11 protein-coding genes are annotated in these 14,716 nt (G+C 44.8%); 5 read left to right on the plus strand and 6 right to left on the minus strand.

What is annotated here, in order from left to right; all coding sequences use genetic code 11:
* Positions 1-52: 52 nt before the first annotated feature.
* Both CBX98_RS17520 and torT read right to left on the minus strand, forming a co-directional pair.
* Entirely contained in the window at positions 53-508 is a 456-nt protein-coding gene (locus CBX98_RS17520; RefSeq protein ID WP_005376571.1) for a methylglyoxal synthase, read from the minus strand.
* Between the two features lie 64 nt (positions 509-572).
* Positions 573-1,622 (minus strand): TMAO reductase system periplasmic protein TorT, encoded by a 1,050-nt coding sequence (torT, locus tag CBX98_RS17525; RefSeq protein WP_080619283.1) that lies wholly within the window; start codon positions 1,620-1,622, stop codon positions 573-575.
* A gap of 43 nt (positions 1,623-1,665) precedes the next feature.
* Here torT and torS point away from each other — a divergent pair, with 43 nt between their 5' ends.
* Positions 1,666-4,629, plus strand: a complete 2,964-nt coding sequence (torS, locus tag CBX98_RS17530) for a TMAO reductase system sensor histidine kinase/response regulator TorS (RefSeq protein WP_109169885.1) — start codon at positions 1,666-1,668, stop codon at positions 4,627-4,629.
* A 49-nt stretch (positions 4,630-4,678) separates the two neighbouring features.
* Here the strand turns inward: torS and CBX98_RS17535 are convergent, their stop codons facing one another.
* From CBX98_RS17535 to CBX98_RS17545, 3 genes are all read right to left on the minus strand, one after another.
* Positions 4,679-4,870: a hypothetical protein gene (locus tag CBX98_RS17535; RefSeq protein WP_005376565.1), complete on the minus strand. Its 192-nt coding sequence runs from the start codon at positions 4,868-4,870 to the stop codon at positions 4,679-4,681.
* An 18-nt stretch (positions 4,871-4,888) separates the two neighbouring features.
* Entirely contained in the window at positions 4,889-7,243 is a 2,355-nt protein-coding gene (locus CBX98_RS17540; RefSeq protein ID WP_031780574.1) for a fatty acid cis/trans isomerase, read from the minus strand.
* A gap of 89 nt (positions 7,244-7,332) precedes the next feature.
* The gene (locus tag CBX98_RS17545) at positions 7,333-7,704 is read right to left on the minus strand and encodes a winged helix-turn-helix domain-containing protein (protein WP_237310952.1); all 372 of its coding nucleotides are present in this window, start codon (positions 7,702-7,704) and stop codon (positions 7,333-7,335) included.
* Positions 7,705-8,034: 330 nt separating this feature from the next.
* Between CBX98_RS17545 and CBX98_RS17550 the strand changes: the two genes are divergently transcribed.
* Positions 8,035-9,582, plus strand: coding sequence for an arylsulfatase (locus tag CBX98_RS17550; RefSeq protein WP_109169886.1), 1,548 nt, complete (start codon positions 8,035-8,037; stop codon positions 9,580-9,582).
* A 123-nt stretch (positions 9,583-9,705) separates the two neighbouring features.
* Here the strand turns inward: CBX98_RS17550 and CBX98_RS17555 are convergent, their stop codons facing one another.
* Entirely contained in the window at positions 9,706-10,563 is an 858-nt protein-coding gene (locus CBX98_RS17555; RefSeq protein WP_005396661.1) for a LysR family transcriptional regulator, read from the minus strand.
* A gap of 140 nt (positions 10,564-10,703) precedes the next feature.
* On the opposite strand from CBX98_RS17555, the gene CBX98_RS17560 reads away from it, so the two are divergent.
* The 3 genes from CBX98_RS17560 to CBX98_RS17570 all read left to right on the plus strand — a co-directional run bounded on the left by CBX98_RS17560 (position 10,704) and on the right by CBX98_RS17570 (position 14,715).
* The gene (locus CBX98_RS17560) at positions 10,704-12,230 is read left to right on the plus strand and encodes an arylsulfatase (protein ID WP_047008268.1); all 1,527 of its coding nucleotides are present in this window, start codon (positions 10,704-10,706) and stop codon (positions 12,228-12,230) included.
* Between the two features lie 114 nt (positions 12,231-12,344).
* Positions 12,345-13,646, plus strand: a complete 1,302-nt coding sequence (locus tag CBX98_RS17565) for an anaerobic sulfatase maturase (RefSeq protein ID WP_109169887.1) — start codon at positions 12,345-12,347, stop codon at positions 13,644-13,646.
* Between the two features lie 85 nt (positions 13,647-13,731).
* Positions 13,732-14,715 (plus strand): MoxR family ATPase, encoded by a 984-nt coding sequence (locus CBX98_RS17570; RefSeq protein WP_109169888.1) that lies wholly within the window; start codon positions 13,732-13,734, stop codon positions 14,713-14,715.
* Position 14,716 lies beyond the last annotated feature (1 nt).

The following is a 14,716-nucleotide window of genomic DNA, read 5'->3' on the forward strand; positions in this document are numbered from 1 at the left end:
AATAAAGGCGATACTCAGTATCGCCTTTACGTTATTCGGTTGGCATCAAAGCTTACATGCGTTCAGCAAGATACGCTTCGTAATCCGGTACTTCAATATCTACTTCTTGCTCAAGAAGAGGGGAGTTAAACAGGAACTTAGCGGTGGCTCGGTTCGTTGCCACAGGAATATTCCAAACGCTAGCAATACGAAGAAGCGCTTTAACGTCTGGGTCGTGAGGTACGGCGTTTAGCGGATCCCAGAAGAAAACGAGAACGTCGATCTTACCTTCTGAAATGAGCGCGCCAAGTTGTTGGTCACCGCCCATTGGGCCACTGATCATGCTCTTAATCGCCAGTCCAGTTTCTTTGCTCAACATGTGCCCGGTTGTGCCTGTCGCGTAAAGAAAGTGACTCTGCAGTTTTTCTTTATTTTCTTTTACCCAGCGAAGTAGCTCAGGTTTGCAGTTGTCATGGGCAACCAAAGCCACATGTTTGTGGGTTGGCATGGTACGAATGGTTTTTTGCATCAAGATGTTTCCGTTTGTATGATTTTAAAATTGTTGTTATTCAATAGAACACGTTTTTTGTCTTTCAATCAACAGCCTTAACACGGAATGTCGGCCTATATTCTGACGGAGATAACGATTCTTCGATCGTATCGTCATGAAGCGTCTTTGGAGTCAGTGGTTTGATGGTTGGTGAGGCATGTTTGTCATACGCTTCACCCCTTAAGTAATGCGCTGCTTGCATGACGGAAAGCCTGCCTTGCTGCACCATTTTATCTGTTGGTGCGAAGAGCACTTTGTTACGTAACAGGCCTCGATATACACCATGACTTAAGTACACAGAAACCAAACCGATCTCCTCAGCTTTGCCTGCGCTACGCAGTTCACTGATAGCGGCTTCAATCGCAACCGCGCTGCCAACGATATAATCTATATTTCCCATATCAATCACACGTTGAACCAGGTTACGCTGTAACTCTTTGTCGTTGTCTGCCCAAAACGAGTCAACGATGTTGATATCACTTCCTTGGATCGCTTCATAAAACCCGGCAGTCACGGGCTTCGTACCTCCACGAGTACGCGGCCCCAAAAGTAAGGCAATGTTTGTTTTTCCTGATCCCTTTGGATGGCGAGCAGCCAGATATTTTCCCGCTTCGTATCCCATCCAGTGCCAGTCAACACCGACCGTACCTTTTAACAGCTCACTTTGCTCTTCATCCAGATCGAGTTGATTAACAGTAGCAAAGACAGGAATGTTTCCGACCCAATTCTTAAGCGAATGCTCATAGGCCTGTGGGTCCACGGTCCCAAGGACAATCGCATCTGCTCCCCATTGGCTGCACAGTGCGAGTTGTTGCTCTTGACGCGTTTTGTTTGGATAGCCACCCGCTTCAAGGACTCTCAGCTCGACGCCTTCTTTTTTCGCTTCGGACACCATTCCATAGTTTACGGATAACCAGTATGAATCTTTTAGGTGAGGGTAAATGGCACATACTTTTTCTGCTGCAACTACTGGTAAAGAAGCGACAAGGGCTAATGTGACTGCAGAATGTTTGAAAATTGTGCGAAATGCGTGTTGATTTTTAACCATGAAATGAAGTTCGTTGGCATAGATTAAGTAAACACTGCAAAATATAACGTAATATGTCGCTGAACACGAACATTAAGGTCATGAAAATATGTTGCTAGCAACCGCAAGCATCGGTCGTAAACTCTTGTTGTCTTTCATTGCGATGGCAATGCTGGTTATGTTATCGGCACTTATTGGTGTGTCTGGATTTTCTTTAGTTGCCAAGACGGAAAGAAATGTCGTGGATTCTGCAATTCCCGCCATGATTGAAGCGAGGCAAGTCTCTGAGTTGAGTACTCGCATCATTTCGTCTGTACAACTGTTATCGAACGCAAGAAACGAGCAGGAAAGAAAAGAGTCTGGACGTGTGCTTTTCGAACAGCTCGAATCATTGCTTACTCATATCAAAGAGCTGGGGAGTGAGTCGTTTGATTCTCAATTGCTAGAAGATCTCGAGAGTAACGTCCAGAACGTTATCGACAACTTGGCAGAACTTGGTGTTTCGGTTGAAAGAAAGCTGTGGCTGGCAAAAGAGATTGATACTCGTGTCGAAGAGATGCGCTTACTGAGTGAAGAGTTGGAACAGCTAACTCGGACGCAAGTTCAGAACACGAGCACCATTGCCGTTGCTAACGTCACACATATCTATGACTTATTAGAATCGAATAAAAAATCGCAAGTTTATCAGGCACTAGATGCGCTGGTGGAAGTGGATCTAGATCTGACGGAGCGATTGCATGAGCTGCACTTATTGGCTTTTAAAATGCTGAATCAAATTGAAGAGGCTCGCACATTAACCAATATTGAGCGAATCCAGCAGGTGCAAAGTGATTTTGAAAGTAATCTCAAAATCATGAAGCGCCGTGTTCTGGCCGTAGAAGATCCCACTCGCTCCAAACAAATGAGCCAACTACTAACAGAGCTCGGTAAGCGTCAGGTCGTGTTCACTATTTTGATGCAGCAGTATGAGAATAATGAACAATCTCAACAACTGATGCAAAAGACACTGGAATTGTTTTCGGAGCTGAATGGTACCGTAAACAAATTGGTTGATGATTCAAACAAAACGACAACCGTTGCTGTGGATGAATTGACGAGCACGCTGAAATTCGCTCAGTGGTCTCTAACGGTGATTTCAATTGTTGGTTTGATTGTGTTGGTGCTGATTTTATGGCGTGTTGTATACCTTTCTGTGGTTAAGCGATTGGCAGAGTACTCTGCCGCGCTGCTTTCTGTGGCGCAGGGTAACTTAGCCGTTGAGCTGGAGGTAAAAGGCAAAGATGAGCTAGCGCATATGGGGCAAGCTATCATCACGGCTCGAAATACAGCGCAAGCGCTAAAAGTGGTCGCAGAGGGAGAAGCTCAAGCCAAGCGAGAGCTCGAAGAGCACAAAGAGCATTTGGAAGAGCTCGTTGAGCAACGCACTTCGCAGTTAAAACAAGCAAACCGTCGTTTGAATGAAGAGGTTTTGAATCACGCGAAAGCTCGTAAGCAAGCAGAGCAAGCGAGTCGAGCTAAATCAGCATTCTTGGCGACCATGAGCCATGAGATCAGAACGCCGATGAATGGAGTGCTCGGAACGGCACGTTTGTTGATTGACTCAGGCCTCAACCCTATTCAAAAGCGTTATGCGGAAATCATCAACCGCAGTGGTAAAACGTTGCTCGCGATTCTGAATGATGTGCTGGACTACTCCAAGATTGAAGCAGGGCATTTAGAGATTCGCCACATGGGCTTCGATTTACACCAAATGGTTGAAGACACTTTCCAGTTAATGAACAGCCGAGCTCAAGAGAAGAAGCTGTTGTTTTCCTATCATATTGAAAGTGATGTAAGTCGCTATTGGAAAGGGGATGTCACCAGAATCAGTCAGGTGCTGAACAACCTCGTCGGAAACGCGATTAAATTTACTGACGAAGGTGAAATTGATATCTATGTTAGCCTCAACCCAGAGGATGAGTCGCAAGTCCTATTCGAAGTATCAGATACCGGGATAGGTATTGCCAAAAAAGATCAGAGAACGTTGTTTGATGCCTTCACGCAAGCCGAAGGTGGGATGAGTCAAACTGGAGGAACGGGGCTTGGCCTTGCCATCAGTAAACGAATCATTGAAGCGATGGGCGGTATTTTAGAAGTCGATTCTGAAGAAGGACATGGCAGTCGATTCTGGTTCTCCATTCCATTAGAGGAAAGTGAGCCTGTTGAAACCGGTGCAGTGGCAACCGCGCGCTGCAAAGTGAAAGCGAAAGTCTTGTTGGTAGAAGACAATGAAGTAAACCGAGTGGTTGCGGAAGGCTTTTTAGAAAGCATGGGCCACCAGGTCGTGATGGCAGAAAACGGCTCACAGGCAGAGCAACTGATCAGCACGCAGGATTTTGATATCGCTTTAGTCGATATCAACTTGCCAGACTGTGATGGAACCGAGTTAATCCAACGTTTGAAACAAATTGAATGTAACAAACCAGCTAATAAAGCCCTTGCTGCTACGCCTATGATCGCAGTGTCTGCGCACGTTTTTGCCGAAGAAGTTGAGCGCTATTTAGCTGCAGGTTTTGACGGGTATTTACCTAAACCATTGGCAAAAGAAGCTCTAGCGGCATTGATTCAGGACGTGCTGGATGGAAAGCCATTATTGTTGCCACAAAATGCCGACTGTACCCCGTTTGATCAAACTTCGCCTCAAGAACAAGCGATACAATCAAAGGTTATTCAAGTCCCTAAAACAGAGGAATCAGATGTGGTCATCATTAACCCGAGCGTGATTGAGTCCGATATGAAAATCTTGGGCAGAGAGAAGATGTTGCACATCATTAATCTGTTTAGAACGACCAGTGCCGATGTACTAAGCAAGCTGCAAGCGTCTGCTGGTGGTAATGACAGTAAACAAGTGAAGAACCTTGCTCACAAACTAAAAGGCAGCGCAGGGAGTTTAGGGCTTACGGCATTAATGAACTCTTGCCAAGAAATTGAAGCTGCGCCTCAACCTTTAGATACCTACATGGCGACTAAAGATCAATTGGTGTCTCAAGTGTCTGAATCAATTCAAGCTCTTGATGAGTTGATGGCGAAGTAAATCAATTGCATCCCAAAAACAAAAACCTCCGGCAAGCCGGAGGTTTTTTCTATTCGGTCATGTCATCTTCCCACTCGAATCGAGTGTCTAGGGCATAAGGGTCGTCATCAAAAGGATGCTCCACTTTGCCACGCAAGTATTCGAGTTGATGCTCAAGCATGTTGACCGTTTCGTAGTCTCCCTCAGAACAAGCAACGTAAATCTGTTGTTCAAGAGCGGCAATGTTATCTCGGATACCCATGAGAACCCCCTTAAATCATCATCGATTCTCAAAACGATTATAGTCAAGTAATCCAAATTCGATCGGTTGTTTTGTACGGTACCAATTGTGCAGACGATCGCTAAACGGCCAGAATTTTTCTGAGCTTCTGCGAATCGCAAAATTATCCAACAACTTAACGTAATCGGATTCATTTTGGATGGCACTAAATTGATCGACAAATTCTTTTACTTGATTTTCGTTGATCGAGAAAAATGCCGCTGGGTAGCTTCCCACAACGCCACGTACGATGGTCATATCATCGTTAGCAAAGTCGCGGTTGCTTTCTTCATCAAACAAGCTAGAAATATTCGTGTGCGCATTATTGTGAAGTAGGGTGAATAACTCATCTTTTCCAGACTGGCTTCTCACCATAAGCATGGTGATTTGCGGAACGGTTTTCAGGCCTTCTCCACGAACTTGGCCAATACGTTGGAGCTGTTTTTCACTTTGAGCAGAAAGCTCAGTATCTTTAACCTCGTAGCGCGGAAGAAGAACATCTGAAACTCGTTCTCTAAGCAACTCGACTAACTCTGTTTTTGGATCGTCAGTTTTGTACTCGACGCTGGTTGGTTGGTTAAATGGCTTCACGTTGCGTTGTAAAAAGTCACTTAACTGTGGACTTTGATCTTTATACCAGCTTGATTGCAGTTCATGACGCATATCGGTTGGTAGCAACGAGATAAAGTTACTTTCGCCTTCCAGACGCAAAAAGTCCATGAACATTCGTGTCATGAGTTGGTGGCCGAAGTTGCCGTACACATCAAACCCAGCAACGAGCAAATAGTGGATGCGTTCTAGCAACGCGTAGTCAAGAATCCATACCGTTTTCGGCTGCTCGCCAACTAACCCTTGTACGACAGATGCGCTGTCAAAGTGGCGGAAAATCGTTAATGCCGCATTGTGGTTGGTGCCATTACCGTCCCAAATTACGTCGGTGGATAGGTTTTCGCCTTCCTTAAACCAGTTATTGGTAAATTCAGACTTGGCTTCTAGGTAGCGAGCTTGCTGACGCGCGTATTTAACCCAGTTGGTAACAGGTAGCGTGTTGCTTTCCTGCTCTGCTGGCAGTCTTAGGTTATCAGCCTGAGAGCGGTAAAACTCATTTACTTCAGGGATATCTGCTTTATCTGGATCTAGAAAGAATATCCAAAAGCGATCATTGATAACATTCAGTGCAAGTTGGCCACGACAAACAGGCCCTTTAATGTAAGCCATGATCGTGTTTTGCGCATTGTCCAACATAAACTTGAAGCGTGATTTAACCGGAAGATCGATAAATGATGTCATCGGGTTTGCAGCAACTTCAGGTTCATAACTCGGTAGTTGATTAACTGTGTAATCAGCATCGATAAACCATGTGTTCCAGTTTTCAATACGTTGCTTGTTTAACGCGAACGGCATGTGTGTTTTATCTACAATCGTCCCTTGTTCTGGAATAATTCGATAAAACACGCGCTCAACCCCGGGATCATCGTACGGGCGACGTGTTGAAATACGTTTTACTGGTTGCCCCGGTGGAGTAGAAGAACGAACTAATGTAAAGAATCGAGGATCTTCAGTGAGCTCTGAAAAGTAGAGGTGAGACAAAAACAAATGCTCGTAAATATAGCGAGCCATCAGTTGATTTTTTAGATCAGCGCGATTGAGCAAAGTTTCATACTTGTCGATTTGAGCTTGCTCTTGTTCACTAATTGGTTGGTGAACGTTCATTATCGCGCCATTTTCCAGCCAAGTCATCAGTGTGTGGTATTCACTGTTTGATAGGTTTGGCATACCAAAAGGCATTCCCCAGGTTGGGTTATCTTTTTCGTACTGTTCGTACTCTTCAATTGTTGGACAGGTTTGTTCTCGGTCTATCGAAAAATCAAAACCTTCTAACTGGACTTGATCAGGCAGCGGGTGGCGTTCTTTTTGTTGTAGCAAACGTGCAATGAGGCCTGCATCAATGTTGGCCGCCATGCTCTGATCACGTTCGTTAAGTACCGGATGAAAACCCGCATCGCGCCACTCTTGGGTTGTTTCTGCATCTTCGAATAAGCGTGTTGGCGCGGCGGCAGTAAGTCTTGTTCCTTCATATACCAGTGCTTTGCTCGCGCCACGGTCAATACCCTCAACGGAAGAAAGCTTAAGCTGACATGGTGCATCGTAGCACGCATGACAGACGACACAGCGGTTATCCATAATGGGTTTGACTTCGCTTTGGAAGAAGTTTGCTTGAGGTGTAGCTACGTCCGCCGTACGTTCACGAACGAGCTGTGGACCAAACAGTTGGTCATAGTTAAGGCCCGCATAGGTTGCACAGCCAGCAAACAATGTAGCAATGCAAAGTATAAAAATTAAGCGCAAATTCATTGAGTTATTTTACGTGATTAGAATTTGCATTAATTAAAGCAAAATAAGCGGTCAATTACCAAAAGTTGGAGCAATTCGCCGCGATTTCTTTACTTTTTCGCATGCTTAAATACATAACCTTGTCGATGAACGGTCTGAATTCGATCCGCGTTAATCCCTTCGCTAACCAGTCGTTTTCTTATTCTACTAATGTGCATATCGAGTGCGCGGTCATGCTCTGAGAACGTGCGCTTCAGTACCGTTTCATAAAGGAAAGGTTTGCTAAGTACTTGATCTTGATAATGAGTCAGAGTACGGAGCAGCTCGAATTGAACGCTTGTAAGCTGAACTAACTTTTTGTCTGGCGGACGATTTATCATCACAGTATGGCTGTGCTTGTCCAGTACGAGCTCATATTCATTATTGAGACCGTAATCGGAAGCTGCCGTCTTAGGAGCAGACGAAAGGGTAGACTCAAACATATTGGCATTTTAATTATTAATGATAGTAAAAACTATTATCATTAATGTTGGCGTGAAATCAATGCTGTATTTTATTTGTAATGCAATATGTCTGAGTCATATCAAAATTCTGATATGGAAGAAATAACTCTACGACGGAAAGAGCACCAATTTAAATCGCCAAATCAATAAGTATTACCACAATTTCTAAAGCAAATAATCAGCTATTTTGGAGACTAGAGCAGCTGTTAATGTATCTAAAGTTCTTATTTCTAAGATTCGCTTATCCACTATTTCTAGACTATACATTCTGTTGCAGGAAGCTCTTTTCTAATACACACAGAGGTTTATATGACAGCGAAATATGGCGTAAAACGTCGATTAGCGATTCTTGCCGCCGCCTTAATTGGCGCGACAAGTAGCAGTATCGCGGCAGAGAAACCTAACATTCTCGTCATTTGGGGTGATGATATTGGCCAGTCCAATCTCAGTGCTTACACCTTCGGCTTGATGGGATACAATACACCAAACATAGACAGCATCGCGAAAGAGGGCATGATGTTCACGGATTATTACGGTGAACAATCTTGTACTGCGGGCCGTTCTACTTTTATCACCGGCCAGACCGTCCTTAGAACGGGTTTAAGTAAAGTAGGGCTTCCTGGCGCAGATCTTGGCTTGAAGGAAGAAGATGCCACCATTGCCGAAATGTTGAAGCCGATGGGCTATATGACGGGTCAATTTGGTAAAAATCATTTAGGCGACAAAGACGAACACCTGCCTACTAACCACGGCTTCGATGAATTTTTTGGCAACCTTTATCACTTGAACGCCGAGGAAGAACCAGAAAACGTCGATTACCCTAAAGATCCAGAGTTTCGTAAAAAGTTTGGTCCACGAGGCGTTATTCGCTCGTACGCTGACGGCAAAATCGAGGACACCGGGCCTCTGACTCGCAAGCGTATGGAAACCGTGGATGAAGAGACGTTGGATGCGGCTCTCGATTTTATGGATCGTGCCGTCAAAGCTGAAAAACCTTTCTTCGTTTGGTGGAACGCAACGCGTATGCATTTCCGCACCCACGTGAAAGAAGAGAATTCGGGAAAAACAGGCATCAGTGAGTATGCAGATGGCATGGTCGAGCATGATAATCATGTCGGCCAACTACTGAAAAAAGTGGACGATTTGGGCATAAAAGACAACACGATAGTCTTTTATTCAACCGATAATGGTCCACACATGAACTCGTGGCCAGATGCAGGCACAACGCCATTCCGTGGAGAGAAAAATACTAACTGGGAAGGTGCGTATCGAGTCCCTGCGATGGTACGTTGGCCGGGTAAAATTAAAGCTGGCTCTGTCTCGAATGATATCATGCACCATATGGACTGGATGCCAACTTTCGTTGCTGCCGCGGGTGATGACGGTATCAAAGAGAAATTACTAAAAGGCTATAGTGCGAATGGTAAGAAATTCAAAGTGCATCTCGATGGTTACAACTTCCTGCCATATTTAACTGGCAAAGAAGAGAAAGCACCGCGTGAAGAGATTTTTTACTTCTCGGATGATGGAGACTTAACCGCACTTCGTTATAACAAGTGGAAACTGGTTTTCATGGAGCAACGAGCAAAAGGTACGCTGCGCATTTGGGCGGAACCGTTCACCACACTTCGTGTTCCTAAGATCTTCAATTTACGTATGGACCCTTACGAAGTGGCTGATATCACTTCCAACACCTACTATGATTGGATGTTAGACCGTGCTTATATGCTGGTTCCTGCACAAGCTTACGTAGGCAGATTCCTCGAAACGTTTAAAGAGTTTCCACCAAGGCAAAAAGCGGCAAGCTTCTCGCTCGATCAAGTGATGGAGAAATTAAAAGAGAACCCAAATAAGTAGGCTAGTGCTACGTAAGCAATACCATGCAACCATATAGAAAAGAGGCTCATATGAGCCTCTTTTTTCCGTCTAATAAAAGCTTTCAGAGCAACGAATGGCAAAGAAAATGCGAATCAACAAGGCCTACAAGGAAACTGGCTCGTAGTGGGCTGCCGTTAAGTTCGCTTTAATTTTTTCACGTAGCGCAATATGAGCAGGGTTGTTCATCTCTCGCTTGTGGTAAACAAACTTGTAAGGGATAGCGCATATAGAAATAGGGCATTGCAGAACTTGAAGCTTAAGGGCTTTACTCCATTTGTTTGCAAAAGATTGAGACACTAAGCCTAAACAATCGCGTTGCGCGACGTACAACGCCATACCAGCAAGCGAAGATGTGATCAAATCGACTTTTCTCTCTTGAATAGTTTCTTGGGATAGTTGCTCAAAACCGCTCATGTTGTTCCATTTCCCTGAAAACAAACAGTGAGTTTCCTCATAAAACTGTTCTTTTGAGAGCGAGCCTTGCACGCGGGGATGATTCTCACGACAGATAATCACCGCCTCTTCTTCGTAGGCATCTTCAATGATAAATGCGGCATCTTTTGTGATAACAGTATCAATGACAAGATCGACTTTTTGTTGTCTTAGAAGCTCAAATAATAAGAACTTTTCGGGTGGCGATTCATAAAAAATAGTGTTCTTTATCGGGTCCATAATGTGCAATAAAATTTCGGAACAACACACTTCAAAATGATTCTTATCGGATATCGCATTGTCAATGATATTAACCGCTTGCTGGAATTGCGGTAGCAGTTGATAGGCGGTGGATGTTAGTGCAATACCTCGCCCTTTTTTGACAAATAATTGCTTATCGACCACTTGTTCTAAACGCTTTATTGCAGCGCTCACAGCAGGTTGTGTCAGCCCCAATTGTTCCGCGGCTTTCGTATAAGATTGGAACTCCGCGACAACAAGAAAAGTTTGGATCAAATTCAAGTCCATAACGTTACTCATAAATTTAATTTATAGGTTAACTAATTCTGACTGCATTTATCGCCTGAAATTAGTGCTTTATCTTATATCAACAATGGTATTGAAAAGCGAATACCATTTTTACGCACTAGCGAACTCTTGGAGATAATATGAAAAATGCGACCAAAACGAGCAGTAAAAAACTCGTACTTAACGCATGTACGTTAGCATTAGGCGCTGCATCTGCAGTTGCACACGCAGCGGACAAACCCAACATTCTTGTCATCTTTGGTGATGATGTTGGTTACTGGAACCTTAGTACCTACAACCAAGGCATGATGGCGTACAACACGCCGAACATCGATAGCATTGCTAAAGAAGGTGCGAAGTTCACTAACTTCTACGCACAGCAAAGTTCGACAGCAGGCCGTTCTGCATTCATTACTGGTCAAATGCCAAAACGTACTGGTCTATCAAAAGTGGGCTTACCAGGCGCTCCGCAAGGTATCTCGGAAAAAGATCCAACGATTGCAACCGTGCTTAAGCAAATGGGTTATGCAACCGGACAATTTGGTAAGAACCATTTAGGCGACCGAGACGAACACCTTCCTACCAACCACGGTTTTGATGAGTTTTTCGGCAACCTATATCACTTGAACGCGGAAGAAGAGCCAGAGAACGTGGATTATCCTAAAGATCCAGAGTTCAAGAAGAAATTTGGCCCTCGTGGCGTAATCCACTCTTACGCTGACGGCAAAATTGAAGATACCGGTCCACTTACGCGTAAGCGTATGGAAAATGTTGACGGTGAATTCCTTGATGCTGCGGAAACCTTCATAGAAAAACAAGTAAAAGCGGATAAGCCGTTCTTTACTTGGTTTAACACCACTCGCATGCACAACTTCACGCATGTTCCTGAAGAATACAAAGGTAAAACAGGTGCTGGTTTCTACGCGGATGGTGTTAAGCAGCACGATGATCAAATCGGTCAGCTACTTAACAAGATCAAAGAGTTAGGTGTGGATGACAATACAATCATTGTTTACACCACTGACAACGGCCCTATGGTTGATTTGTGGCCTGATGCAGGGATGACACCATTCCGCTCTGAGAAAAACACTGGCTGGGAAGGCAGTTTCCGTGTGCCGATGTTGATTAAATGGCCTGGAAACATCGAAGCAGGTAAAACGTTCAACGGCATGATGTCATTAGAGGATTTCTTCCCGACATTGGTTGCTGCAGCGGGTGACACCAAAGTTAAAGATGAATTACTAAAAGGCAAGAAAGTTGGTGATATGGACTATAAAGTTCACCTAGACGGTTATAACCAACTGCCATATCTAACAGGTAAATCAGACAAATCTGCTCGTAATGAGTTCGTTTACTGGAGCGATGACGGCGATCTTGTGGCATTACGACAAGGAAAGTACAAGTTCCACTTTATGATTCAAGAGAATGAAACGGGCATGGATGTATGGCGCAAGCCGTTTACTAAACTTCGTGTTCCATTGATCTTCGACTTGAGTATCGACCCATTCGAACGTGGTGACCAAGGTATGGGTTACTCTCGTTGGATGTACGAGCGTTCATTCCTAATGATGCCAGCGGTAGAGAAAGTGAAAGAGGTAATGGGTACGTTTAAAGAGTTCCCACCTCGCATGGAAGCAGGTTCATTCGTACCTAAGTCTTCTAAGTAATAAAGAACATCGATAATCCATAGCGCTTTTCGGAGCGCTATATACCCAAATAGCTTCACTCTTGTTGTACAAAGCTAACGAGGTTATTTGGGTATATTTAATAGTGAGAAACGTATGAGTAAGATTTCCCCTCGCCATTCTACTACCATGCCTATTGTTCCTCTTAAAACGGCGTCTAAAGCAACGGTTCCGGGTGCGTACGACCGTCGATTCCATGTGATGGCAAAGCCAGGCGGAGCAAAATGCAATATCGATTGTCAGTACTGCTTTTATCTGTATAAAGAAAATCTACTGCACCAAGAAAAGCAGCCAAAAATGGATGACGCAACACTGGAAGCGTTCGTGAAAAGCTATATCGAAAGTCAGGATGGCGAAGAAATTGTTTTCTCATGGCAGGGCGGGGAGCCGACGCTGCTTGGGTTGGACTATTTCCGCAATGTTGTAGCTCTGCAAAAGAAACATCAGCCGGAAGGCGTTCGCATTGAAAACGACCTTCAGACCAACGGCATTTTGCTAAACGATGAGTGGTGTGCGTTTTTAAAAGAGCACAACTTCCTAGTTGGCTTGTCGATTGATGGACCACGAGAGCTGCACGACAAATATCGCAAAACCCGCAGCGGTAAGCCAACGTTTGATCTGGTGATGAAAGCGGTAGATAAGCTCAAAGCGCATGGCGTGAAATTCAATGCGTTGGTGACGGTCAATCGGCACAATGCGAAATACCCGCTCGAAGTGTATCGATTTTTAACCCAAGAACTGGGTGTGACTTACATTCAGTTTGCACCGGTGGTTGAAGCGAACGACTTCCAAACAACCGCACCGCAGTTTTGGAACGAACAGATGATCCCAACCAAAGGCAGTGATCTGGCGAAACCGGGTCATCCAATGTCTGTTGTGACGGATTGGTCGGTCGATCCTGAAGACTGGGGACGCTTCTTAATGACCACCTTTGAAGAGTGGGTGAATAACGATCTTGGCCGTGTACTGGTTAACCTGTTTGAAACCGCGGTAGCGCAAGTAATGGGGAAACCGTCTCAGCTTTGCGTGACAGCTGAGTTTTGTGGCAAAGGCTTGGCGGTTGAGCACAATGGCGACGTGTTCAGTTGCGACCACTATGTATACCCAGAATACAAACTCGCCAACATTCATGAACACTCATTGAATGACATGGCATTCTCTACACGACAATACACCTTTGGCATGGCAAAACGCGAATCTTTGCCGACGTATTGTAAGCAGTGTCCCTACTTGCCTTATTGCTGGGGCGAGTGTCCGAAAAACCGTTTGATCAAAACGCCGAATGGCGAGGCTGGACTAAACTATCTGTGTTCGGGAATCAAAATGTTCTTTGATTACGCATTACCGATGTTGGTTGGTCTTGAACAGCTTCTCCAATCTGAAGAACCGCAAAGATAACATAGTGAATATAACCTTAAGTTATTTCATTTGTTCTTATACTTAACTATTGAAAAGACGGCTTAAACCACTGAAAAGGTACCCTATGAACCGCGCACAACAAGCGATAAAAGAACTCATCGAACAAACAGAAAAAAGCGTCATTGGACAAGGCCACGTGGTTCGAGCTTTAGTCATCGGGTTATTAACGAACGGGCACATTCTTCTAGAAGGTTTGCCGGGAACGGCAAAAACACGTTCTGTAAAATCGTTGGCCAACTTGTTAAACACCAGTTTTGGTCGAATCCAGTTTACGCCGGACCTTTTGCCATCGGACGTGACGGGAACCGAGGTTTATCAAGAGTTGGATGGCAAGCCGCAACTCCATTTTCAGCCAGGGCCAATTTTTAACAGCATAGTGCTTGCCGATGAGGTCAACCGTGCGCCAGCCAAAGTACAAGCAGCACTGCTTGAAGCCATGGCCGAAGGCACGATCACGGTAGGCGATAAAACTCACGTATTGCCAGACTTGTTTATGGTGCTTGCAACGCAAAACCCAGTAGAACAAGAGGGCACGTACCCGCTGCCAGAAGCGCAAATGGACCGTTTTATCATGAAGGTTACTGTCGACTATCCAGAAGATGACGCTGAACGTGACATCATTCGTTTGGTGCGCAGTGAAGAATTAGGTGCGGAAACCAGCAGCGAAATTATTACGCCAAAACACATCGAGCCAGACGTGGTGTTAGAAGCGCGCCGTCAGTTACCAAACATCGTGGTATCAGACCTAGTGGAAAACTACATTGTCGCGTTGGTGATGGCGACTCGTAAGCCAGAGCGTTATGCCGATTCAAACTTAGCAAAATGGATTGAGATTGGCTCTAGTCCCCGTGCTTCCATCGCACTAGACAAATGCGCTCGTGCGTATGCGTGGATGCAAGGACGTGACCATGTCACTCCTGACGATGTGCGAGCCATGGTTCCGTCTGTACTGGGCCACCGTTTTTCTTTGACCTACGATGCACTAGCAGACGGAGTCGATCACCAACGCGTCGTGCAAGAGCTGCTAGATTGTGTAGAAATTGGATAAG

Source organism: Vibrio sp. T9 (assembly GCF_003123985.1).
GTDB classification, from domain to species: domain Bacteria; phylum Pseudomonadota; class Gammaproteobacteria; order Enterobacterales; family Vibrionaceae; genus Vibrio; species Vibrio diabolicus.